Origin of the sequence: Nocardia anocheti (assembly GCF_029675105.1) — a bacterium.
In the GTDB taxonomy this organism is placed as follows: Bacteria; Actinomycetota; Actinomycetes; order Mycobacteriales; family Mycobacteriaceae; genus Nocardia.
Genome location: NZ_JAQQFV010000006.1, coordinates 349,696 through 372,114, shown reverse-complemented (window position 1 = coordinate 372,114; position 22,419 = coordinate 349,696). Strand labels below are relative to the sequence as shown.

General features: G+C 70.9%; 22 protein-coding genes and 1 tRNA gene. 8 read left to right on the top strand and 15 right to left on the bottom strand.

The annotated features are described in order from the left end of the window. Nucleotides 1-67: 67 nt before the first annotated feature. Nucleotides 68-634: an amino-acid N-acetyltransferase gene (locus tag QC180_RS18325; protein ID WP_278263969.1), complete on the top strand. Its 567-nt coding sequence runs from the start codon at nt 68-70 to the stop codon at nt 632-634. Nucleotides 635-662: 28 nt separating this feature from the next. Next, nucleotides 663-947: a YciI family protein gene (locus QC180_RS18320; RefSeq protein WP_278263968.1), complete on the top strand. Its 285-nt coding sequence runs from the start codon at nt 663-665 to the stop codon at nt 945-947. A 53-nt stretch (nt 948-1,000) separates the two neighbouring features. Here the strand turns inward: QC180_RS18320 and QC180_RS18315 are convergent, their stop codons facing one another. Beyond that, the gene (locus tag QC180_RS18315) at nt 1,001-1,978 is read right to left on the bottom strand and encodes a TerC family protein (RefSeq protein WP_278263967.1); all 978 of its coding nucleotides are present in this window, start codon (nt 1,976-1,978) and stop codon (nt 1,001-1,003) included. A 417-nt stretch (nt 1,979-2,395) separates the two neighbouring features. Here QC180_RS18315 and QC180_RS18310 point away from each other — a divergent pair. Next, nucleotides 2,396-2,469 (top strand) — tRNA-Leu (locus QC180_RS18310). 152 nt (nt 2,470-2,621) lie between these two features. Here the strand turns inward: QC180_RS18310 and QC180_RS18305 are convergent. After that, nucleotides 2,622-5,177: an FtsK/SpoIIIE family DNA translocase gene (locus tag QC180_RS18305; RefSeq protein WP_278263966.1), complete on the bottom strand. Its 2,556-nt coding sequence runs from the start codon at nt 5,175-5,177 to the stop codon at nt 2,622-2,624. 289 nt (nt 5,178-5,466) lie between these two features. Here QC180_RS18305 and QC180_RS18300 point away from each other — a divergent pair, with 289 nt between their 5' ends. Then, nucleotides 5,467-5,853 carry a DUF4189 domain-containing protein gene (locus QC180_RS18300; RefSeq protein ID WP_278263965.1) on the top strand — a complete coding sequence of 129 codons (387 nt, stop codon included), beginning with the start codon at nt 5,467-5,469 and terminating at the stop codon, nt 5,851-5,853. A 54-nt stretch (nt 5,854-5,907) separates the two neighbouring features. Next, nucleotides 5,908-6,462, top strand: coding sequence for a WKL family lipoprotein (locus QC180_RS18295; RefSeq protein WP_278263964.1), 555 nt, complete (start codon nt 5,908-5,910; stop codon nt 6,460-6,462). A gap of 61 nt (nt 6,463-6,523) precedes the next feature. Here QC180_RS18295 and QC180_RS18290 read toward each other — a convergent pair whose 3' ends face one another. Then, entirely contained in the window at nt 6,524-8,626 is a 2,103-nt protein-coding gene (locus QC180_RS18290; RefSeq protein WP_278263963.1) for a ribonuclease J, read from the bottom strand. Then, nucleotides 8,623-9,531, bottom strand: a complete 909-nt coding sequence (gene dapA, locus QC180_RS18285) for a 4-hydroxy-tetrahydrodipicolinate synthase (protein WP_278263962.1) — start codon at nt 9,529-9,531, stop codon at nt 8,623-8,625. Before dapA ends, QC180_RS18290 begins: the two co-directional genes overlap by 4 nt. Nucleotides 9,532-9,681: 150 nt before the next feature. Here dapA and QC180_RS18280 point away from each other — a divergent pair, with 150 nt between their 5' ends. Next, a complete protein-coding gene (locus QC180_RS18280) occupies nt 9,682-10,128 on the top strand; it encodes a toxin-antitoxin system HicB family antitoxin (protein WP_278263961.1) in 447 nt (148 codons plus the stop codon). Nucleotides 10,129-10,135: 7 nt separating this feature from the next. Here the strand turns inward: QC180_RS18280 and QC180_RS18275 are convergent, their stop codons facing one another. From QC180_RS18275 to QC180_RS18240, 8 genes are all read right to left on the bottom strand, one after another. Continuing rightward, nucleotides 10,136-11,335: a winged helix-turn-helix domain-containing protein gene (locus QC180_RS18275; protein ID WP_278263960.1), complete on the bottom strand. Its 1,200-nt coding sequence runs from the start codon at nt 11,333-11,335 to the stop codon at nt 10,136-10,138. 39 nt (nt 11,336-11,374) lie between these two features. Then, complete coding sequence (locus QC180_RS18270) at nt 11,375-12,400, bottom strand: hypothetical protein (RefSeq protein ID WP_278263959.1); 1,026 nt, start codon at nt 12,398-12,400, stop codon at nt 11,375-11,377. After that, nucleotides 12,393-13,607, bottom strand: coding sequence for a sensor histidine kinase (locus QC180_RS18265; protein ID WP_278263958.1), 1,215 nt, complete (start codon nt 13,605-13,607; stop codon nt 12,393-12,395). The genes QC180_RS18270 and QC180_RS18265 overlap by 8 nt, the downstream gene beginning before the upstream one ends. Beyond that, nucleotides 13,604-14,269 carry a response regulator transcription factor gene (locus QC180_RS18260; protein WP_278263957.1) on the bottom strand — a complete coding sequence of 222 codons (666 nt, stop codon included), beginning with the start codon at nt 14,267-14,269 and terminating at the stop codon, nt 13,604-13,606. Before QC180_RS18260 ends, QC180_RS18265 begins: the two co-directional genes overlap by 4 nt. Before the next feature lie 110 nt (nt 14,270-14,379). Next, entirely contained in the window at nt 14,380-14,832 is a 453-nt protein-coding gene (locus QC180_RS18255) for a flavodoxin family protein (protein ID WP_278263956.1), read from the bottom strand. Between the two features lie 6 nt (nt 14,833-14,838). Continuing rightward, nucleotides 14,839-15,333: a hypothetical protein gene (locus QC180_RS18250; RefSeq protein ID WP_278263955.1), complete on the bottom strand. Its 495-nt coding sequence runs from the start codon at nt 15,331-15,333 to the stop codon at nt 14,839-14,841. Then, on the bottom strand, nt 15,330-16,076 hold the full coding sequence (dapB, locus tag QC180_RS18245) for a 4-hydroxy-tetrahydrodipicolinate reductase (protein WP_278263954.1): 747 nt from the start codon (nt 16,074-16,076) through the stop codon (nt 15,330-15,332). Before dapB ends, QC180_RS18250 begins: the two co-directional genes overlap by 4 nt. Before the next feature lie 73 nt (nt 16,077-16,149). Beyond that, nucleotides 16,150-17,250: an alcohol dehydrogenase catalytic domain-containing protein gene (locus QC180_RS18240; RefSeq protein ID WP_278263953.1), complete on the bottom strand. Its 1,101-nt coding sequence runs from the start codon at nt 17,248-17,250 to the stop codon at nt 16,150-16,152. 136 nt (nt 17,251-17,386) lie between these two features. Between QC180_RS18240 and QC180_RS18235 the strand changes: the two genes are divergently transcribed. Then, nucleotides 17,387-17,785: a VOC family protein gene (locus tag QC180_RS18235; protein WP_278264095.1), complete on the top strand. Its 399-nt coding sequence runs from the start codon at nt 17,387-17,389 to the stop codon at nt 17,783-17,785. Here QC180_RS18235 and QC180_RS18230 read toward each other — a convergent pair whose 3' ends face one another. Next, nucleotides 17,786-19,045, bottom strand: a complete 1,260-nt coding sequence (locus QC180_RS18230; protein WP_474646474.1) for an MFS transporter — start codon at nt 19,043-19,045, stop codon at nt 17,786-17,788. Between the two features lie 79 nt (nt 19,046-19,124). Here QC180_RS18230 and QC180_RS18225 point away from each other — a divergent pair, with 79 nt between their 5' ends. Next, nucleotides 19,125-19,454 (top strand): ArsR/SmtB family transcription factor, encoded by a 330-nt coding sequence (locus QC180_RS18225; protein ID WP_278263952.1) that lies wholly within the window; start codon nt 19,125-19,127, stop codon nt 19,452-19,454. A gap of 16 nt (nt 19,455-19,470) precedes the next feature. Here the strand turns inward: QC180_RS18225 and QC180_RS18220 are convergent, their stop codons facing one another. After that, nucleotides 19,471-20,952 carry a tetratricopeptide repeat protein gene (locus tag QC180_RS18220; protein WP_278263951.1) on the bottom strand — a complete coding sequence of 494 codons (1,482 nt, stop codon included), beginning with the start codon at nt 20,950-20,952 and terminating at the stop codon, nt 19,471-19,473. A gap of 97 nt (nt 20,953-21,049) precedes the next feature. Further along, nucleotides 21,050-22,378, bottom strand: coding sequence for a M16 family metallopeptidase (locus QC180_RS18215; RefSeq protein WP_278263950.1), 1,329 nt, complete (start codon nt 22,376-22,378; stop codon nt 21,050-21,052). Nucleotides 22,379-22,419: the final 41 nt, after the last annotated feature.

The window sequence follows — 22,419 nt, the reverse complement described above, 5'->3', positions numbered from 1 at the left end:
AGCGGATCGACAGGATGTGCGGCACATGTTCAGACTATCGGTAAGCGGGCCGACTACTGTGCACCCCATGACCTCACGGGGACCACTGGGTGGTTCGACCAGCGACGCGCACTCCGTCGCGCCCACTGTGGCGCCTGTTCCCGGCCTGGTCGTCCGACGCGCGCGAACCTCCGATGTCCCCGTGATCAAGCGCCTGGTCGACGAGTACGCGGGCCGCATCCTGCTGGAGAAGAACCTCGTCACCCTCTACGAGTCGGTGCAGGAGTTCTGGGTGGCCGAACTCGACGGGCAGGTCGTCGGATGTGGCGCGTTGCACGTGCTGTGGGCCGATCTGGGCGAGGTGCGCACGGTCGCCGTGGATCCCGTCGTCAAGGGACGCGGGGTGGGCGGGGCGGTGGTCGACCGGCTGGTGGCCGTCGCGCGCGATCTGCAGTTGCAGCGGTTGTTCGTGCTGACCTTCGAGGTGGACTTCTTCGGCCGCCACGGTTTCGTCGAGATCGACGGCACGCCCGTCACCGCCGAGGTGTACGCCGAGATGTGCCGCTCCTACGACACCGGCGTCGCCGAATTCCTCGACCTGAGTTATGTGAAGCCGAACACGCTCGGCAACACCCGCATGCTGCTGACCCTCTGACCGCGCTCCCCACCAGAAAGTGATCGACGTGCCGATCTTCGCTGTCCACTACACCTATTCCGAGGCCACCGCCGCCGACCGGGCGACCAACCGCCCCGAGCACCGCGCCTGGCTCAACGCCCTGGTCGACGCGGGCACCGTGCTCAGCAGTGGCCCCTACCCGGACGGGACGGGCGCGCTGCTGCTGTTCCGCGCCGAGGACGCGCCCTCGCTGACCGCCCTGCTCACCGAGGACCCCTTCGCGAAGCTGGGCCTCGTCGACGCCGTGCGCGTGGTCGAGTGGCTGCCGGTGATGGGCGCCTTCGCCGACTGACCCCCGGACACAGCACTGCCCGGAACCTGGTCCAGGTTCCGGGCAGTGTGCGTTCAGGAGGTGGTGCGGCGGGTGCGCAGCAGGCTCGCCACCGTGGCCACGACCAGGATGCCGATGATGACCCCCAGCGAGACCGCTGTGGAGATCTCCGGGACGCTCACGTGCTCGCCACCGTTGATGAACGGCAGGGTGTTCTCGTGCAGCGCGTGCAGCACCAGCTTGATGCCGATGAACGCCAGGATCGCGGCCAGCCCGTAGGACAGGTAGACCAGGCGATCGAGCAGGCCACCGATCAGGAAGAACAGCTGCCGCAGACCCATCAAGGCGAAGGCGTTGGCGGTGAACACCAGATACGGCTGTTCGGTGAGGCCGTAGATGGCCGGGATGGAGTCCAGCGCGAACAGCAGGTCGGCGAAGCCGATGGCCAGCAGCGCCAGCAGCAACGGCGTCACCACCCGGCGGCCGTCGATCGTGGTGACGAGCTTGTCGCCGTCGTAGCGGTCGGTGGTCGGCAGGATCCGCTTGGCCAGGGTGACGATGCGGCTGTCGCGTTGTTCCTCGTGCTCGACCTCGTGCCCGCTCTCGCGCAGCAGCTTGACGGCGGTGAAGATCAGGAAGGCGCCGAACAGGTAGAACACCCAGCTGAACGCGCTGATCGCGGCCGCGCCCACGGCGATGAAGACACCGCGCATGACCAGCGCCAGCACGATGCCGATCAGCAGCACCTTCTGCTGGTAGATCCGCGGCACCGCGAAGGTGCTCATGATGATCAGGAAGATGAACAGGTTGTCGACCGAGAGCGCCTTCTCGGTGACGAAACCGGCGTAGTACTCACCGGCGAAGGTGCCGCCCCATTTCCAGGCGACGAACAGGCCGAACAGCAGGGCCAGGCCGATGTAGACGGCCGACCACAGCCCCGATTCCTTGAAGGTCGGTTCGTGCGGGGTGCGCACATGGGCGAAGAAGTCGAAGACGAACAAGCCGAGGATCACCACACCGGTGATCACCCACTCGAGCGTGGTCACCTGCATGTGGTGGTCCGATCGATGAAGTTCATGCCGCCCATCATGCCTGAAATGTCCGTTTCAGTCGCGTTGCGGAACGATTGCCCGTCATGATTTCACACACAGCGTCGACGACCCGCGCACGGGCCGCTCGGCGCGCGGAAAAATCCGTTTCGCCACCGGCCCCGGCCTTGCTACCGTCGCTACATCGTCGACCACCACCGGCACCCCCGAAAGGAGCCAGCCGTGCAGGAATCCACCGCGCAGTACGAACGCCGTGTCGATATGCCCGGGCTGTTCCCGGGTGTCGTGGGCTCGCTACGTCTCGCACCCGCCTGCTGACGGGCACTCTTCCCGCCTGACCCAGGCCATTCCCACGACGCGGCGGCGCCGCGTCTCTCTTCCCGTACCCGGTCCGTTCGTCGGCCCGGGTAGCTCCCCCGTTCCCTCGTAGCCCAAATGGCAGAGGCACCGGTCTCAGGTACCGGCCAGTGCGAGTTCGAGTCTCGCCGAGGGAACTCCGGCTCACGCAGGTGCAGGCGGGCTCTCATAAGGCCCGTGCGCGCGGTTCGACTCCGCGGTGAGCCACGGTCCCTCCTCGTCCGTCGCCGCCCGCTCCCGGCACGGCCAGAGCAAACCAGCAGGACGCGCCGACCCGGCGTGCGCCGACCTAGTCGTCCCCGTCCCCTCCGGGGTCGCCGCCACGAATCGAATACAGCAAGCCGTCCAGTTCGTCGGGCTTGATGAGGACATCGCGCGCCTTGGACCCCTCGCTGGGGCCGACGACACCGCGGGTCTCCATCAGGTCCATCAACCGGCCCGCCTTGGCGAAGCCGACGCGCAGCTTGCGCTGCAGCATCGAGGTGGACCCGAACTGCGAGGTGACGACCAGTTCCACGGCCTGCAGCAGCACGTCCATGTCGTCGCCGATATCGGGGTCGACGTCCTTGGTCTCGCCCTGCTTGGCGGCGGTGACGCCGTCCTGGTAGTCCGGCTCGGCCTGGGTCTTGCTGAACTCGACGACCGCGTGGATCTCCTCGTCGGAGATGAACGCGCCCTGCAACCGGGTCGGTTTACCGGCGCCCATCGGCAGGAACAGACCGTCGCCCATGCCGATCAGCTTCTCGGCGCCGGGCTGGTCCAGGATGACGCGCGAGTCGGTGAGCGAGGAGGTGGCGAAGGCCAGCCGCGAGGGCACGTTCGTCTTGATCAGGCCGGTCACCACGTCCACCGAGGGGCGCTGGGTGGCCAGCACCAGGTGGATGCCCGCGGCACGGGCCTTCTGGGTGATCCGCACGATCGCGTCCTCGACATCGCGCGGCGCGGTCATCATCAGGTCGGCGAGCTCGTCGACGATGGCCAGGATGTAGGGATACGGCCGGTAGACGCGCTCGCTGCCCAGCGGGGCGGTGATCTGGCCCGACTTCACCTTCTTGTTGAAGTCGTCGATGTGGCGGACCTTGTTGGCCTGCATGTCCTGATACCGCTGTTCCATCTCCTCCACCAGCCAGGCCAGCGCGGCGGCGGCCTTCTTGGGCTGGGTGATGATGGGGGTGATCAGGTGCGGAATGCCCTCGTACGGGGTGAGCTCCACCATCTTCGGGTCGATCAGGATCATCCTGACCTCCTCGGGGGTGGCCCGGTGCAGCAGCGAGACCAGCATCGAGTTCACGAAGCTGGACTTACCCGAACCGGTGGAACCGGCCACCAGCAGATGCGGCATCTTGGCCAGGTTGGCCGAGACGAACTCGCCCTCGATGTTCTTGCCCAGGCCGATCACCAGCGGATGGTGGTCGTTGCGGGTGTGCGGCGACTTGAGCACGTCGGCCAGGCGCACCAACTCGCGATCGGAATTGGGGACCTCGATGCCCACCGCCGACTTGCCCGGGATCGGCGCGAGCAGGCGCACGTTCTCGGTGGCCACCGCGTAGGCCAGGTTGCGGGCCAGCGCGGTGATCTTCTCGACCTTGACGCCGGGGCCCAGCTCCACCTCGTAGCGGGTGACCGTCGGGCCGCGCACGAAGCCGGTGACGGCGGCGTCGATCTTGAACTGCACCAGCACCTCGGTGATCGCCTCGATCATCGATTCGTTGGCGGCCGAGCGCTTCTTGGGCGGATCGCCGTCGAGCAGCAGGGTCAGCGGGGGCAGCGTGTAGTCGCCGTCGACCACCCGGTCGGTGACGAACTCCGGCTCCGGCGGCGCGGGCGGGGTCTGGTCGACGGCCTTGGCGGCCGGGCGCTTGCGCGCCGGTTTGGGCGCGGGTTCCGGCGCCGGGGGCTGCTCGTCGAAGCTCAACTGCTTGGCGTCGCGCAGCGGGGGTTCGCCCAGCGCCTCGGTGACCGCGTCGGAGCCGCCGAACTCGTCGGGCGGGTAGTTGTCGTCGGGGGTGCGTCCCCGGCGTCGGGTGCGCGGGCGGTGCACCGGGAAACCGTCGGCGTCGTAGTCGGCCGGGTCGTAGGGGTCGTCGGAGTGTTCGCCGAGGCCGAAGTACTCGCGCAGCCGCGCGGGCGCCTCGCGCACCGTGGTGCCGGTGAGCAACAGCACGCCGAACACCATGGCCAGCAACAGGATCGGCAGGGCCAGCCAGGGGGTCAGGCCCTGGCCGAGCGGGCCGCCGACGGCGTAGCCGAGAACGCCCGCGGCGTCGGCGCGTCCGCGCGCGTCGGTGGGTGAGCCCGCCGCCAGGTGCCAGATACCCAGCGCGGGCGCGATGACCAGCAGCCCACCGAGCACCAGCCGCGGGCGGATCTCCGGATGCGGTTCGGTGCGCATGAGGATCACCGCGAGCCCGACCAGCAGGATCGGGGCCAGGACCGCCGCCGACCCGGCGATCGCGCGCACCACGTCTTCGAGGAACCGGCCGACCGGTCCGCCCGCCGAGAGCCACATGGCGGCGGCGATGATCACGCTCAACGCGATGAGCGCCAGGCCGATGCCGTCGCGGCGGTGGCCGTGCTCGAGATCACCCGCCCGGCTCAGCGTGCGGGTGGTGGCGCCGACGCCGCGCGCGAGCATGTTCCAGCCGTTGCGGATTCCGCGCCCGATCACCGCGGGCGGTGCGGTGGGTGAGGCCTTCTTGACGGGTCTGCGGACGGGGGTGGTGCGCCCGCGCGGCGCCGACGACGCTCGCGGAGTCGCCGAACGAGACCGCGCCGCCGGTGTCTGCCCCCGGCTCGATCCCGCCCGCGCACGAGAGGTCGTGGTGCTGCGGGACTTACCTGCCATGACCATCAGGCTAGCCGCTCGGGCCCCGTCCGGACCATCCGCAACACTGGCCACACCCCGCTCGAGCGGGGTCTGCGCAGGTCGAGGGCCCCCGGTCACGGCACGGAAACGCCGATTCCGACCGCGTTTCGCGGCCGCGGCGCTTACGGAATGCTTACCGATCACTGATGTTTCGGGCATTCCGGGCGTCGAGTGGCTGGCGCTGGGCGGGACCGGCTGGGTAGTTTGACTGCGCTCCATCGGGCCGAGTCGGCCCGTGCTTACGAAGGGGAAGCAACACGTGAAGAGAATGCTCACCAGTGCCGCCGTCCTGGCGACGACCACCGCGGCGCTGTTCGCAGGGCATATCGCCCCGGCCCAGGCGCAGTCGGGCAACTACTACGGCGCCATCGCCGCCAACGTACGCGCGGGCGTCTACGGCTACGCGCAGGACTACGGCAGCTACGGCGAGGCCAGGCAGGGCGCGCTGGACGCGTGCGTCCGGGGTGGGGGTGGCGGCGGGTGCGCCGTGAAGGTGTCCTACCGCAACGGCTGTGGCGCGATCTCGATCTCGCGCGGCTGGTGGGGTTTCGGGGCCGCGTCGACCGTCGGTGGCGCCAAGCAGGAAGCGCTCAACGCCAACCCGGGCAATGCCTGGATCAAGCACTGGAACTGCACCAGCAACCACTCGCTCTGACCGACGACGACCTGCCGGGCCCCGCGCCCGGCGCCGACAGACTTAGGGATATCCGTGCGTAACCGTTCCATGAAGACCGCCGCAGCCGTGCTGGCCACCCTCGCCGCCCTCGGCCTCACCGCCTGCGGCTCCTCCGACGACACCGCCAGCGGCGCGGGCGCGACCACCACCGCCGCGGGCGACCAGTTCGAGACCGGCGACACCGCGCCCGGCAAGGAGGAGGGCACCGAGCCCTCGGCCACCACCCCGCCGAACCTGCCCAAGCCCACCGCCGAGGAGCTCAACGCCCGGCTGAACAAGGCGCTGGCCGGTCAGCTGACCAAGGACGAGAAGAAGACCTACATCGAGGACGCCGACCAGGACCCGATGCTGGTCGACAAGTTCGTCGACGCGGCCAAGAAGAACAACGTCACCGTCGCCATCACCACCGTCGGCGAGCCAGCCAACGGCAAGCTGCGCGCCGACGCCGACGTGACCATCGACGGCAGCAAGGTGGAGAACGCCTTCGTCGAGTTCGTCGCCGAGGACGACTCGTGGAAGGTCTCGCACGTCTTCGCCTGCAACATCGTGAAGTCGGCGAAGCTGGACTCCGCGGCCTGCCAGGCCTGAGCCACACCGACGAAAACCGCCGGGCGACAGTGTCACCCGGCGGTTTTCGCGTGTCAGGGGGTCAGACCCCGATGACCGTCGGCACGATCATCGGACGACGCCGGTAGGTGTCGGCGACCCAGCGCCCGACCACCCGGCGCACGCCCTGGGCGATGCGGTGGGTGTCGGTGATGCCCTCCCCGGCCAGGCGCAGCAGTTCGGCCTCGACCAGTTCGACGGCGCCCCGCAGCGCGGTCGGGTCGTCGGAGAAACCGCGCCCGTTGAGTTCGGTGCTGACCGCCTTGCCGGTGGTCGAGTCGATGACGACGGTGATCGACAGGAAACCGCCCTCACCGAGCACCAGACGATCCGACAGGGTCGACTCGCCGACGTCACCGACGGACAGACCGTCGACGTAGACGTGGCCGACCGGCACCCGGCCGACGATGGAGGCGATGCCGTCGACCAGGTCGACCACCACGCCGTCCTCGGCCAGCACCACGCGCTCCTCGGGCACCCCGGTCGCCACCGCCAGCGCGGCGTTGGCGCGCAGGTGGCGCCATTCGCCGTGCACCGGCATGGCGTTGGTGGGCCGCACCGCGTTGTAGAGGTAGAGCAGCTCACCGGCGGAGGCGTGTCCGGAGACGTGCACCTTCGCGTTCTGCTGGGTGATCACCGTGGCGCCGAGCCGGGCCAGGCCGTTGACCACGGCGAACACCGAGTTCTCGTTGCCGGGGATCAGCGAGGAGGCCAGCACGATCAGATCGTCGGCGCGGATGTTGATCTGGCGGTGGTCGCCGCGGGCCATGCGCGCCAGCGCCGAGAGCGGCTCGCCCTGGGAACCGGTGGAGATGAGCACCAGGCGGTCACCGGGCAGGGTCGCGGCCTGGTCCAGCTCGACGACCACATTGTCGGGCACGGTCAGGTAGCCCAGGTCCTGCGCGATCTGCATGTTGCGCACCATCGAGCGGCCGACGAAGCAGACCTTGCGGTTGTACTTCTGCGCCACGTCGACGACCTGCTGGATGCGGTGCACGTGACTGGCGAACGACGCCACGATCACGCGGTTGCGCGCCTTGCCGATCACATTGTCGAGCACCCCGCCGATCTCGCGCTCGGGGGTGACGAAGCCGGGGACCTCGGCATTGGTGGAGTCGACCAGGAACAGGTCGACGCCCTCGTCGCCGAGGCGGGAGAACCCGGCCAGGTCGGTGAGGCGCCCGTCCAGGGGCAGCTGGTCGAGCTTGATGTCACCGGTGTGCAGCACCACGCCCGCGCCGGTGCGGATGGCCACGGCCAGCGCGTCGGGGATGGAGTGGTTGACCGCGAAGTACTCGAGCTCGAACGGGCCGTGCACGGTGGTCTCGCCCTCGGCGACCTCGCGCAGCTTGGGCTGCAGGCGGTGCTCGCGGGCCTTGGCGGCGATCAGGGCGAGGGTGAACTTGGCGCCGATCACCGGGATGTCGGAGCGCAGGCGCAGCAGGAACGGCACCGCGCCGATGTGGTCCTCGTGGCCGTGGGTGAGCACGATGGCCTCGATGTCGGCCATCCGGTTCTCGATGGGGCCGAAGTCGGGCAGGATCAGGTCGACGCCGGGCTGCTGGTCCTCGGGGAACAGCACACCGCAGTCGACGATGAGCAGCTTGCCGCCGTACTCGAAAACGGTCATGTTACGGCCGATTTCGCCGATACCGCCGAGGGCGAACAGGCGCAGGCCGTTCTTGGGCAGCTTCGGCGGCGGGCCCAGACGATCCTGAGGCGCCTTCTCGCGCGGCTCGGCGGGGGCGTCACCGCGACCGCGTCCGCCCTGCCTGCCGCGGCCACCGCCGCGCCGGTTCTGTTGCGGCGCGGCCTGTTCGGCGGGCTTGTTCTTGGCGCGGCGTGGGGCCTTCTTGGCCGCCGGACGCTCCTCGGCCGCACCGAGCAGGTCGGTGCCGACCTCGGCCGCACCGGCCAGGTCGGCGGCCGCGGCGATCTCGGCGACGGGCTCGGGCGCGGCCTGCTGCGCGGCGGGCGCGGCGGATTCGGCGACCGGCTCGGGCGCGGCGGCCTGCTGCGCGGCGGGCGTGGTGGGTTCGGCGACGGCGGGGGTGGTGGGCTCGGTACGCACCGGGGTGGGTTCGGGGGCGCCCGCGGCCCGGGAGGCCGAGCGGCGGCGGGGCTTGCGCGCGGTGGGTTCGGTCATGCCGACACCCCCGCGGCCTGCAGGTCCAGGGCCAGCTCGTCGAGCTGGGCCGCGGTCGGCATCAACTGCGGCAACCGGGGTTCACCCACGTCGACGCCGAGCAAACGCAATGCTCCCTTGCACATCGCCACACCTCCCAGGCGGGTCATGGCCGCGAACAGCGGCAGCAGTGTCGCGTTGATCTCCCTGGCCGTGGTCACGTCACCGATCGCGTAGGCCGAGTGGATCGCACGCAGCTTCTCCGGCACGAGATGGCCGATGACACTGATGAATCCGGTCGCGCCGACCGAGAGCCACGGCAGGTTGAGCCCGTCGTCGCCGGAGTAGAAGGCCAGGCCGGTGGTGGCGATCAGATCGGCGCCGGAGACCAGGTCGCCCTTGGCGTCCTTCACCGCGACGATGTTCGGATGTTCGGCCAGCTGCCGGATGGTGTCGATGGCGATCGGCACGATCGAGCGGGGCGGAATGTCGTAGAGCGTGATCGGCAGCGAGGTCGCGTCGGCGACCGCGGTGAAGTGCGCGATCAGGCCCTCCTGCGTGGGGCGCGAGTAGTACGGGGTCACCACGAGCAGGCCGTGCGCACCGGCGTTCTCGGCGGAGCGGGCCAGTTCGATCGAGTGCGCGGTGTCGTAGGTACCGGCACCGGCGACCACGGTGGCGCGGTCACCGACGGCGTCGACCACGGCGCGCAGCAGGTCGGCCTTCTCGGTTTCGGTGGTGGTCGGCGATTCGCCGGTGGTCCCCGAGATGATCAGCAGGTCGACGCCGCGATCGACCAGGCGCGCCGCCAGCCCCACACCGGCATCGACGTCGAGCTTGCCCGCGGCGCTGAAGGGGGTCACCATCGCGACACCTACCGTGCCGGACGCGTGCAGCTCCGTTGGCGTCGATTCACCGTTCGTCATGGTCAGAAAGGCTACCCGGTCGTCGCATGAGCCTCGACACCCTAGCGCCCTCCGCGGCCGCCGGTGCGGATTTTCCGGCGGATTCACTCCCCCGAACATGATGTCACCGGGATCCTTGCGTGATGTCATCCATGACGTCACACTGATGTCATGGACTTGAACGCGCATACCGCGCGGCTTCGCGAGGAACTCATCGCCGCGGCCGCCCTCGGGGACGAGAAAACGCAGGCCACCGCCGCCGCACTGGCCGCGGCGGTGGAGAGCTCGAGCCGGTTGGTGCTGCTGTCGGCGCTGTCGGAACTGGCGGCCGAGATCAGCACCGAGCTCGGTGACCGCACCGTGCGCGTGCGGCTCGACGGCACCGATGCCGTCGCGGACGTGCGCAAGAACACGCCGTCGGATTCCGGCGAGGCACCGACTTTCGAGGAGATGACCGGTGACATCAGCCGGGTCACCCTGCGCCTGGTCGAACAGCTCAAGGCCCGCGCCGAGGAGGCGGCCCAGCAGAACGGGCAGTCACTGAACTCGTGGCTGTCCGGCGCGGTCAGCGGGGCCCTGCGCGATCAGATGCGGGGGCAGGGCCCGAAGGGCTGGTGATCGGCGCTCACAGCAGCGGCGCCAGATCACCACGCTCGCCGATCACGACGTCGTCGAGTTCGAGCCAGTCGGCCATCTCGCGTAAGGCGCCGCGCAGGGCGTGCGCGGTCTCGGGCGTGGCGTGGCCGGGTTCGGCGAAGGCGGCCGGGGCGAGCAGGTGCCCGGAGGCGCGCTCGGCGCGCAGGTCGACCCGGCCGACCAGCTGACCGTCGAGCAGGAACGGGAAGACGTAGTAGCCGTGCACGCGCTTCGGTTCGGGCGTGTAGATCTCGATCCGGTAGTGGAAGTCGAACAGGCGCTGGGTGCGCGGCCGGAAGAAGATCAGCGGGTCGAACGGGCACAGCAGGGCCGCTCCGGTGACGCGGCGCGGCGTGCTCGCCTCGGGGTGGAGATAGGCGGGCGCGTCCCAGCCGTCGACGACGGTGGGGATCAGTTCGCCCGCGTCGACCAGCGCGGCGATGGCCGGGGTGCTCTGCCGCTTGTTCAGGCGGTAGTAGTCGCGCAGGTCGGCCTCGGTGGCGATGCCCAGCGCGCGGCTCGACCGGCGGATCAGCTCGCGGACCGCCTCGTCCTCGGGGACCTCGCGGGCGCGCACGTCGGCGGGGACGACCCGTTCGGTGAGGTCGTAGTGGCGGGTGAAGCCGACGCGGCGGCCGGTGGACAGTTCCCCGGCGGCGAAGAGCTGTTCGCAGATGAGTTTGGTGTCGCTGAGATTCCACCAGGTGCCCTTGGGGCGTGGCTTGTCCAGTTCCAGGTGTTTCTCGATCTCGCCCGCGCTGGCCGCGCCCACCTCGGTGACGACATCGAGAATGTCCTTGCCCAGGGTGGGATTGCGTTCGGCGGCCTTGCGCATGCCCGACCAGCGGCCCAGCTGGTACTCGGCCATGCGCCAGCGCAGCAGCGGCCAGTCCGCCACCGGGATGAGCGCGGCCTCGTGCGCCCAGTACTCGACCAGCCCGCGACGGGCGCGCGGGCTGTCGCTCCAGGCCGCGCGTTCGAGCAGCGTGCGGTCGTAGGGACCGATCCGGCTGAACACCGGCGCGTAGTGCGCGCGCACCACCGCCGACACCGAATCCAGTTGCAGCAGGCGGGTTCTCGCGACCACGTCGAGTACCGCGCGCCGGTTGGGGTTGGCTGGTCGCCGCTTGCCGAAGCCCTGCGCGGCCAGCGCCGTCCGCCGGGCCGTGGCCGCATTCATCCGCTGCATCCCCTCAGCCTGGCAGAGGGGTCCGACAGGTTCGCCGGGTCAGTCGCGGGTCCGGATCGCGCCCGCGGTATCGATCTCGACGCGCCGGTCGCCGTCCGGGTCGGCGGCCAGCACGGTGGCCACCCAGCGCCGCCCGACCGGCAGCACCCGCACCGTGACGGTGCCCGCCCGCGCGGCCTCGAGCGCGTCCACCGCGGCCTCGATCACCTTGCCGCGCACCCATTCCGGGACACCACGGAAGCCGCCGTCGTCGAGCAGCGTCACCTCGACCCCGCGACCACGGGCCTCGCGCGCGGCGGTGCTGAGTCGCTCGGTGACCAGTTCGGGCGCGCGCAAGCCGTCACGCAGTTCGGCCTCGAGCAGGCGGCACTGTTCGCGTTCGGCGGCGGTGAGGTGGGCGCCCTCGGCGATGCGGGCCAGCATGGGCCGGGCCACCTGGTCGAGTCGGGTCAGCTGACGGTCGCGTTCGGCGGTGGCCGCGCCCAGCGCCGCCTCGGTGGCGGCCCGCCGGTTGGCCTGCCCGCGCAGTTCGCGCAGCGAGCGCTGTGAGGGCCGCACGATCGCCATGAACACCGTCACCGCGCCGACGGTGGCGACCGGGGTCAGCGCGCGGATCACGGTCTCGGGATGCCAGTCGGTGAACACACCCAGCGTCACCAGGACCGTCGCCGCGGCCGCCACGCCCAGCCAGGCGGCCCCGATGCGGCCGCGCAGCACCAGCATGGCCAGCAGATAGGAGGTCGGATAGGCGGTCCAGAGCTGGTGGGAGAAGCCGGTCGGGTTCTCGATCCACGGCACGGTCACCGCCATCGCGACCGGCCCGGCGCAGGCCACGAACGCGGTGGCGGGCCAGGGCAGCGGGTCGACCGGGAAGACCAGCACGACCAGCGCGGCGACCGCCATCAGCACCAGCGCCGCGCCCGCCATGAGCGGCGGCACGAAATCGAAGTTGACGCGCAGGTACAGCACGATGGTGGCCTCGAAGATGACCACGAACAGCCAGGCCATGCCGTCGCTGAGACCGAACAGGTCCCGCATGCCGAAGGGCAGGTCACGATCAACCACGCGCACTCCACATCAGCGTCACCACGGTGCCCTTGCCCGGCGCCGATTCCACGAACGCCGTGCCGCCCGGCAGCGAGAGCATGCGGCCCTGGATGCTGCCCGCGACGCCCATCCGGTCGGCGGGGACCCGGGCGGGGTCGAACCCGGCGCCGTCGTCGGACAGCACCACCCGCACCGCGCCGGTGGCGATGGTGATCGAGACGCCGCGCCGCACCCGGCGGCCGGGGATGTCGGCGTGGCGCACACTGTTGCGCACGGCCTCGGTGAGCGCGGCGCCGAGCACCTGCGCGGCCTCCATCGGCAGGCTCAGCACCGCGTCGCGGCGGGTGGTGACCTGCACGGGGATGTCGGGGTCGGCGTCACGCACGGCATCGCGCAGGAACGCGACCGCCGCGGCGGCGTCGAGTTGCACGCTCTCCGGCGCGCCGCGGGCCTGCTCGAGCTGTTCGAGGGTCTTGGCGGCCTGGCTGCGCAGCACCGGCGAGGACCGCTCGGTCCGCGACGCCTCGAGCAGGGTGGACAGCACCGCGTCGTGGATGAGTGCGGCGAAGCGGGCGCTCTCGCGGTCGCGGGCCGCGGTCGCGGCGACCGTCGCCGCCCTGGTGCGCTGCCGCACCGCCTCCTGGTCGACCCGTTCGGCGGCCGAGCGCGCGTAGACCACACACCACAGGAACAGCGCGGCGACCCCGAGCGCCCGGGTGACGTCACCGAGCAGCGCCCACACCGAGGTCCCCGGCACCACGAACACATTCGACACGCTGGTCGCGACGGCCAGCGCCCCGGCGTAACACGCGGCCACCCGCAGCGGCCACGCCAGTCCGGCGGCCATCACACCCAGCACCAACCCGCGATAGGGCCAGGACGCGAAGGAGCCGATGTGGACCACCGAGTAGACCAGGGGCGTGCAGACGGTGGCGGCGAAGTAGCAGATCGCGGCACCACCGGCGACGCGGCGGATCATCGTCACCGGGCCGCGCGCGGAGACCAGCGCCAGCGGCGCGAACAGCGCGTAGGCGGCCACCAGGTGCACCTCGGGCCACACCGACCGGTTGACCGGCTGCACCAGCACCGCGGGCAGCTCCAGCACCATCACCATGGTCGCCCCGATGCCCACCACCAGGCCGAGCCTGCGGCGGATCTGCTCGGTGGCGGCCCGGTCCAGCTCGATGTCGGGGCCTGTCACCGCGCGGACCGCGGTGGCGATCACGTGCGCTGCTGCCGTTCCGGCACCGGTAACCAGCCGTCCTCGACGGCGCGTTTGTACAGGTCGGTCTTGGTCGGGGCCGGGCGGCCCGCGTCGGCGTACTTCTGCCGGATCCGGCCCAGGTAGTCGTTGACGGTCTGTTCGGACAGCCCGGTCAGCCGGGCGACCCGCGACGCCTTCTCCCCCGAGGCGTAGAGCATGAGCACTTCCTCCTGGCGGGGGCTCAGTCCCACGTCCGACAGCTGCGGGTCACCGTCGATGGCCGCGGCCCAGTCGGTGGTGACGACCTGCTCCCCCGAGGCCGCCCGCCGCACCGCCTCGACCACGGTCGCCACGCTCTCGGACTTGCGCAGTACCCCGAGCACTCCGGCCTTGGCGGCAGAGCGGACCAGGAAGGCGTTGTCGGCACCGGTGAACACCAGCACCTCGATGCCGTGTTCGCGCAGCGCGTGCACATTGTCCTCGGGGGTGGAGCCGTCGGGCAGGCGCAGATCGAGCACCACCAGGTCGAGGTCGGCGTCGATGGCGAGCAGTCCCGCCACCGTCTGCGCGGTCGCGACCAGGTCCAGGTCGGGCTCGGGGCCGAGCATGGCCGCCAGGCCGATCGCCACCGACTCGTGGTCCTCCACCAACCCGATGCGCCGCACCGCCGGATTCTCGCTCACCGACCACTCACCATCCTCGAACACCCACCGCGGCCAGCCCGCAACACGTCGGTGTCGAGTTCTACCGCATCCGCGCCCGGGTTGTCAGCCCACCAGAATTCGGGGCGCGCTCAGTCCATCAGGCTCGCGGCCAGGGTCGCGCCCAGCTCCCAGCACCGTTCCAGCTCCGCCTTCCCGGGCGGTCCGGACACCACGACCGGCGCGGCGGCCCGGTTCCAGCCCAGCCCGGTGGTGATCCGGTCGACCGACGCCTCCGCCCCCTCGGTGCCCTCGTTGCCGTGCACGTACAAGCCGTACGGCCGCCCACGGGTCGAGTCCAGGCACGGGTAGTAGATGGTGTCGAAGGCGTGTTTGAGGGCGCCGCTCATGTAGCCGAGGTTGGCGGGGGTGCCCAGCAGGTAGCCGTCGGCGGCGAGGACGTCGACCGCGGTGACGGCCAGGGCGGCCCGGCGCACCACCTCCACGCCCTCGATCTCCGGGTCGCTGGCCCCGGCCAGGACGGCCTCGAACAGGGCCTGGGTGTGTGGTGAGGGGGTGTGGTGGATGATCAGCAACCGGGCCATGGCTCGCTACTCTCCGCTGTCGCGTTCCAGCTTCTCCAGGGCGACCGCGCGGCGCATGGTCTCGCGGGCGCGGGTGCGGTCACCGGCGTAGTCGTAGGCGCGGGCCAGCCGGTAGGAGGAGCGCCAGTTGTCCGGGTCGGCCTCCCATTCGGCCTTGATCTCGGCGAACAGGGCATCGGCGGCGGGCCGCTCGATCCGGCCCGAGGGACGACGCGGCAGCTGCGAGGTGTCCACCTCGCGGCCCTCCTCGTGGATGCGCTTGGCCAGCCGCTGATGGGCGAAGGCCGCCTGCAGGGTGGCCCACAGGATCCAGGCGCCGACGATCGGCAGCAGCAGCATCGCGACACCGAGCGCGATGCCCGCGGGCTTGCCGTCGGCGATGAACGCCACCGCCAGGCCACCGAGCCGGACGAAGTAGAAGACCACCGCCAGGACCAGCAGCGCCACCAGTGTGACGATGCGGTAGACCTGCCGGTCGGGTCGCGCCGATGCGGCGTTCACAGATCCAGGAACGGGTCGAGGCCGACGGTCAGCCCCGGACGCGCCCCGATCTCCCGCACGCCGAGCAGCACGCCCGGCGCGAAGGAGTTGCGGTCGATGGAGTCGTGCCGGATGGTCAGGGTCTCGCCCTGGGTACCGAAGAGCACTTCCTGGTGCGCGACCAGCCCGGCCAGGCGCACCGAGTGCACCCGCACCCCGTCGACGTCGGCGCCGCGGGCGCCCTCGAGTTCGGTGGTGGTGGCGTCGGGGCTGATCCCGACACCGGCCTTGTCCCTGGCCGCGGCGATGAGCGCGGCGGTGCGGTAGGCGGTGCCGGAGGGGGCGTCGAGCTTGTTCGGGTGGTGCAGCTCGATGACCTCGACCGAGTCGAAGAAGCGGGCCGCCTGCTCGGCGAAGCGCATCGACAGCACCGCGCCGATGGCGAAGTTCGGGGCGATCAGCACGCCGACCTCGGGCCGCCGCGCCAGCCAGGACCGCACCTCGTCGAGGCGGGTCTGGTCGAAGCCGGTGGTGCCGACGACGGCGTGGATGCCGTTCTCGACGAGGAACTTCAGGTTGCCCATCACCACGTCGGGGTTGGTGAAGTCGACCACGACCTGGGTGCCGGTCTCGGTGAACTTCGCCAGCGTGTCGTCCTTGTCGACCGTGGCCACCAGCTCCAGATCGTCCGCGGCGTCCACCGCGGCGCAGATCGCCTGCCCGACCTTGCCGTGTGCACCGAGCACTCCGACCCGAATGGTCACCGGTATCTCCTCGTCGTCTCGCGTCGTCGTCGCTGTCAGCCTATCGAGCAGCGGCGCGGCGGTGGGCGCGAGGTCAGTCGAACACGATCACCTGGCGCAGCGCGGCGCCCGCGGCGAGTTCGTCCATGGCCTCGTTGACCTGATCGAGACCGATGCGCGCGGAGACGAGCCGGTCCAGCGGCAGCGTGCCCGCCCGCCAGCGCCGCACGTATTCGGGGATGTCGCGGTCGGGGACGGCGGAGCCGAGGTAGCTGCCGATGATGGTGCGGCCCTGGGCGACCAGCGTGAGCGGCGAGATCGTGGCGGTGGCATCGGGGGCGGGCAGCCCGACCGTCACGGTGACGCCACCGGGCGCGGTGGCGGCGACGGCGGTTTCGAAGGCGCGGACATTGCCCGCGGCCTCGATCACCACCTCGGCGGTGACCCCGGCCAGCTCGCCGGGCGCGTAGACCGCAGTGGCGCCGAATTCGCGTGCCAGCGCCAGTTTTTCGGGGACGGTGTCCACGGCGATCACCTCGCCCAGCCCCAGCGACACCGCCACCAGCACCGCCGCCATCCCGACCCCGCCGAGCCCGACCACCATGATCGAGTCGCCCGCACCGGGTTTCGCGGCATTGAGCAGGGCGCCGCCGCCGGTCAGGACCGCGCAGCCGAGCACCGCGGCCACCTCGGGCGGCACGTCGGCGTCGACGGGGACCACCGAGCGCCGGTCGACCACGGCATGCGTCGCGAAGCCCGAAACACCCAGGTGGTGATGCACTTGCGCGCCGTCGCGGTGCAGACGGCGGCCACCGCCGAGCAGTTCCCCGGCATTGTTGGCGACGCTGCCCGGCCCGCACGGGGTGCGGCCGTTGCTCGCGCAGCCCGCGCACTCGCCACAGCGGGGCAGGAACGTCATCACGACGCGCTGACCGGGCGTCACATCGTCGACCCCGGCACCGACCGACTCGACGATGCCCGCCGCCTCGTGGCCCAGCAGCATCGGCACCGGACGCACCCGGTTGCCGTCGACCACCGACAGGTCCGAATGGCACAGGCCCGCCGCCTCGATACGCACCAGCAGCTCGCCGGGACCGGGCTCGGCCAGGTCGAGTTCGCACACGGTGATCGGCCGCGACGCGGCGAACGGCGCCGGATCGGCGATGCGTTCCAGGACGGCTCCACGAATCCTCATGGCGCGAACCTACCGTCCGTCGACCGTTGCACGGCGCGAGATCGGTCGCTAATCTCGATCGCGGTGATGGTGCTCCTGTCGGCCGCCTCGTACCGAGCCCAGGGTCGGTGCCATCACGAATCCAGGAGGAAATCCCCTGTCAGTACAGTTCAATCACACCATTGTCGGATGCAAGGACAATAGGGAAACCGCCGAATTCTGGGCGGACATCCTCGGATTGGACATCGGAAAAGAGTGGGGCCCGTTCATCGCGCTCCCCCTCGACCACGGCGCCGTCTTCGATTTCGCGAAGGTGCCGCCGCCTGTCTCCGAGATCCAGCCACAGCACTACGCGTTCCTGGTCTCGGAAGCCGAGTTCGACGCGTCCTACGCCAAGATCCAGCGCTACCAGCTGGACCACTGGGCCGACCCCCAGCAGCACGGGGTGAACGAGATCAATCACAACGACGGTGGCCGCGGGGTCTACTTTCTCGACCCCAACGGCCACTTCCTCGAGCTGATCACCGTCCCGTACGGTGGCTGGCCGCCGGAGTAGTCAGTCGTTCCGGCCGGTCTCCGGACCGGCCGGAACCACCGCGACCAGCTGTGCGGCGACACGATTGCCCCGGATACCGAGCAGCGCGGCCAGCACACAGGCCACCGCGACGATCGCGATGAACCACGGGAAGACGGTGGCGATCCCCCAGGTGGTGGCGGCCCAGCCCGCGGCCAACGTGGGCAGCGCCATCGAGGAATAGGCCAGCAGATAGTAGGCCGACATGGTTTCGCCCCGACGATGCGGCGGAACCACCTCCGACAGATGCCGCAGCGACCCACCGAAGCCGAGACCGAAGGTCGCGCCGAGCACCAGCCCGGCCACCACCACGACGACCGGCCGCGCGGTGGCCAGCGCGGGAATCGTCGCCAGCAGCGCGGCGGCCATCCCGAGGTCACCGAGGATGGCGGCGCGCCGGGCCGGGATGCGGGTGGCGAACAGCTGTGCCATCGCGGCGGCGAAGGCGGTACTGGCCACGACCGCCCCGCCGAAGACGAGATTGTGCACGCCGGTCTCGGCCGAGGCCAGCGACGGATACAGCGACAGCAGCACGCCGAGCACCGACCAGGCGGCCATCACCCCGATGGCGGAGAACCAGAAATCGGCGCGGATCTCGCGCGGCACCGCGGGCTTGGCGATGGTGATGCGGGTGCGCACGCGCGCGGTGTGCGGTTCGCGCAGGGCCAGCATGCCCGCGGCCACCGCCAGACAGATCACCGCGATCACCACATACGGGGTGCGCAGCGGGGAGGGCGCGTACTGGGCGAGCACCGCGGTGCCGAGCACGGCGACCGCCATGCCGACATTGAACGCCACCCCGCTGAGCTGCCCGGATCGCGCGCCGCGGTCGGGCCGCAGGTCCAGCAGCGCGGCGGCACCGGCCACCACCGTGGCCCCGACCGCCGCCCCGTGCAGGGCCCTGGCCACCAGCAGCATGGGCATGGAATCGGCCAGCAGGAAGGCGACCAGCCCGAGAATCATGGTGACGAACGCGCCGACCATCACCGGCTTGCGCCCCACCACATCGGAGATCCGCCCGGAGACCAGCACCGCGCCCAGCGCCGAGATGCCGTAGACGGCGAAGACGGTGGTCGTGCTGAGCGGGCTCAGATGCCACTGGGTCTCGTAGATGCCGTAGAGCGGCGCGGGCGCCCCGGAGACGCCCAGTGCCACCCCGGTCGCCGCGAGCACGAGCCCGTACGCCCAGCGCTGCCCGGATTCGACCGGGGCCATCGTCGTCGCTGCCACAGCATCCCCCATCAGCGGAGTTTGATCGTCATCGAACAGAGCAGACGCTACGCCGAGTATGATGGTTATCAAACCCCCAGTGAGGTAGATCATGACCCAGGCGAAAGATCTCCCCCCGGCGCCGACCCTGCCCGTCGCCGGGCTGCCGACCGTACTCGGGGCGCTGCACGATCCCGTCCGACTGGAGATGGTCCGTCGTCTGAGCAACGCGGGCACCGCCGTGCGCTGTGCGGCCCTCTACGAGGCGATCAACAAGTCCACGGCCACCCACCATTTCAAGATCTTGCGCGAGGCCGGGCTGATCGAACGCCTGATCATCGACGGCCAGACCTATCAGCGATTGCGCGTCGCCGAGGTCGAGGACGCCGTGCCCGGCCTGCTCCCCGCGATCGTCGAGGCCGCCAACCGCGCCCAGGGGTGAGCCGGACCGGCGCGGGTCAGCCCTCGGCGGGGACCGGCGGCCGGATCACGGTGGTCTGGAGGAATCGGCTCGGGATCGTCGGCAGCGGTGGCCGCGTCGTCGTCGGAAAGGTCGGCGTCTCGAACAGTTCCCGGCCACGCACCTGTCCGTGGACGAGCTCACCTCCACCCCACCGGACAGCGGCGCCCGCTCCGACCACCAGCACCAGGACGACCACCGCGATGGCCACGAGTCGCCGGTGCTGCCGCCGGTCCCGCCAGATCGCGTACCCGGCTTCGATCACCAACGCGCCCACCACGATCCCGCCCGCGGCGACCAGCGCGCCGAAGGCACCCGGTTGTCGCGCCCAGCCACGGGTGAGCCAGGCGATCAGCACCACGGGAAACGCCCCCGTGCCCAGGACCAGGAGCTGGGTCAGCGCGAAGTCGAAGCCGTCGTCGGGGTCGGGATCGTCGACCCGGGAACGCAGCCATGCGGTGAAGATCAGCAGGTGCCCGCAGGCCGCGCCGAACGCCCCCAGCACCAGCAGCAGCCCGCCGAGCCGGACGAATCCGGCGATCTCGGAGCGCATCGCGACAGCGCCCACGTCGACGAGCAGTCCCGACCCCGCTGTCGCGACCAGCGCGAGCACCACCCGGGGCGCGCGCACCCGAGTCCGCAGGTAGCCGGGTGGCAGCTGGCCGCGCAGCGTGCGGAACACCCGCCACCACGCGTAGGGCAGCGCGGCGAACATCAAGGGCGAGAGCACCCGCAATACGAGGGCCGGGGCCCACATCGCCACGGCGGCATAGCATCCCGCGAACGCCCAGACCCACGCCGCCAAGCGCAGCAGTGCCCGCCAGTGCACTTCGGCGAGCAGGCGCCGGGCCTTGCCGTCGGTGGGGGCGTGCGCGAGCAGGCCGCGCAGGGTGGCCACGGCGGCGGGCCGGTCGCCCCCGGAGAATTCGGCCTGGGCGTGCATCCGCAACAGGTCGACGTGGGCCGGGTCGATCGCGAGTCCGGCCGCGATGTGCCGTCGCATCGCGTCGGTGTCGCCGAGTCGCTCGTAGATCTCGGCGGCCGAGCAGTGCGCGCCCGCGTCGTCGGGTGCCAGCGCGAGCGCTTCGGTCACCGCCCAACGGGCCCGGTCCGGGTCGTTGCGTGGGGCGTGCGCGGACAGCCACGCCACCAGCAGCAGCGCCGCGGGGTCGTGGGGTCGGAGCCGGATCGCGGTGGCCGCGTGTTCGGCGGCCGGGTCCCAGCGGCCGAGCATCGAGGACGCCATCGCGATCAGGACGTGCGCGCTGTCGGTGTCGGGGTCGGCGAGCACCGCCTGTCCGGCCAGGCGGATCGCCTCGTCGTAGTCGTCGCGGTCGAAGGCGAGTTCGGCCAGTCCGACCAGGACCCGGGGATCGTCCGGCGCGGTCAGCACGGCGGTGCCGAGCAACCGCTGGGCCTCCTCGACCCGCCCGATCCGCCTGGCCACCTCGGCGCGTTCGAGCGCCACCTCCACCTGCACGACCGTCTCCCCCTGTGCACGCGGGCGCGGTCCGTCGCGATCGGCCCGTGCCTCCCCCGGTATCTCCGGGGTGGAGACTACCTCGAAACGGGCACGCTCAGCGGTCGACGAGTTTGCGCACGGAGGCGGGCAGGTCGCGGGTGCGCTGGTAGGGCCCGGCGACGCAGGCGCCGTAGGGCCGAGCGAGCAGGGTGCGGGCGATCTCGCTGACCTCCTCGGTGGTCACCGCGTCGATGCGGGCCAGGGTGGCCGAGACGCTGCGATGGTTGCCGTAGCTGAGTTCGCTGCGGCCGATGCGGTTCATCCGCGAGGCGGAGTCCTCGAGGCCGAGCACCAGTCCGCCGCGCAACGAGCCCTTGGCCCTGGCGCATTCGGCGTCGGTCACGCCGTTGGCCGCGACCTCGTCGAGGACACCGCGCGCCAGCACCGCCACCTGGGCGAGGTTCTCCGGCTGACAGCCCAGCGCCACCGAGAACGCGCCGGTGTCGGCGAAGGTGTCGACGCTCGAGTACACCGAGTACGCCAGCCCGCGTTCCTCCCGAATGCGCTGGAACAGACGCGAACTCAGGCCGCCGCCGACGATGGTGTTGAGCACCGACAGCGGCCAGCGCTGCTGTCCTTCGTGCCTGCCGAAGGCGCGCACACCGAACACCAGGTGCGCCTGCTCGCTGTCGCGATTGATCCGCACCAGCCCGGGCGTGGCCTGCGCGCGGAAGGTGCCCTCGCGCCGCGGCGCGGGGTCGACGGCGGTGTCCAGGCGCGCCTCGAAGGCCCGGTGCACCAGCTCCACCACCCGCTCGTGCTCGACATTGCCCGCCACCGCGACGACCATCCGCTCGGGCCGGTAGCGGCGCTGGTGGAAACCGCGCAGCTGGGCGGCCCGCATGCCCTCGATGGACTCGACGGTGCCGATGACCGGCCGACCGATGGGGTGGTCGCCGAACATGGCGGTGAGGAAGGAGTCGGCGACCAGGTCCTCGGGGTCGTCGTCGCGCATGGCGATCTCCTCGAGCACCACCTGACGCTCCACATCGACGTCCACGGCCCGGCACAGCCCGTTGAGCACCACGTCGGAGACGAGTTCGACCGCCAGCGGCAGGTCCTCGTCGATGACGTGGGCGTAGTAGCAGGTCTGTTCCTTGGCGGTGAAGGCGTTGAGTTCGCCGCCCACCGCGTCCATGGCCTGGGCGATGTCGAGGGCAGTGCGGGTGGGTGTCGCCTTGAACAGCAGGTGTTCGAGGAAGTGCGCGGCCCCGGCCACGGTGGGGCCCTCGTCGCGGGAGCCCACGCCGACCCACACGCCGATCGAGGCCGACCGCACGCCGGGCACCTGTTCGGTGACCACGCGCAGCCCGCCGGGCAGCACGGTACGGCGGACGCCACCGTCGGTGGCGAGATCCTCGGAGGTGGTGGGCGATTCGCTCAACTGTGGCTTCGTCACCCGATCCCACCGGACGGCTGTACGGG

Coding starts and splice junctions, on each gene's coding strand:
- QC180_RS18325 (WP_278263969.1), top strand. CDS start 68: ATGACCTCACGGGGACCACTGGGTGGTTCGACCAGCGACGCGCACTCC.
- QC180_RS18315 (WP_278263967.1), bottom strand. CDS start 1,978: ATGCAGGTGACCACGCTCGAGTGGGTGATCACCGGTGTGGTGATCCTC.
- QC180_RS18305 (WP_278263966.1), bottom strand. CDS start 5,177: ATGGCAGGTAAGTCCCGCAGCACCACGACCTCTCGTGCGCGGGCGGGA.
- QC180_RS18300 (WP_278263965.1), top strand. CDS start 5,467: ATGCTCACCAGTGCCGCCGTCCTGGCGACGACCACCGCGGCGCTGTTC.
- QC180_RS18290 (WP_278263963.1), bottom strand. CDS start 8,626: ATGACCGAACCCACCGCGCGCAAGCCCCGCCGCCGCTCGGCCTCCCGG.
- dapA (WP_278263962.1), bottom strand. CDS start 9,531: ATGACGAACGGTGAATCGACGCCAACGGAGCTGCACGCGTCCGGCACG.
- QC180_RS18280 (WP_278263961.1), top strand. CDS start 9,682: ATGGACTTGAACGCGCATACCGCGCGGCTTCGCGAGGAACTCATCGCC.
- QC180_RS18275 (WP_278263960.1), bottom strand. CDS start 11,335: ATGCAGCGGATGAATGCGGCCACGGCCCGGCGGACGGCGCTGGCCGCG.
- QC180_RS18255 (WP_278263956.1), bottom strand. CDS start 14,832: ATGGCCCGGTTGCTGATCATCCACCACACCCCCTCACCACACACCCAG.
- QC180_RS18240 (WP_278263953.1), bottom strand. CDS start 17,250: ATGAGGATTCGTGGAGCCGTCCTGGAACGCATCGCCGATCCGGCGCCG.
- QC180_RS18230 (WP_474646474.1), bottom strand. CDS start 19,045: ATGGGGGATGCTGTGGCAGCGACGACGATGGCCCCGGTCGAATCCGGG.
- QC180_RS18225 (WP_278263952.1), top strand. CDS start 19,125: ATGACCCAGGCGAAAGATCTCCCCCCGGCGCCGACCCTGCCCGTCGCC.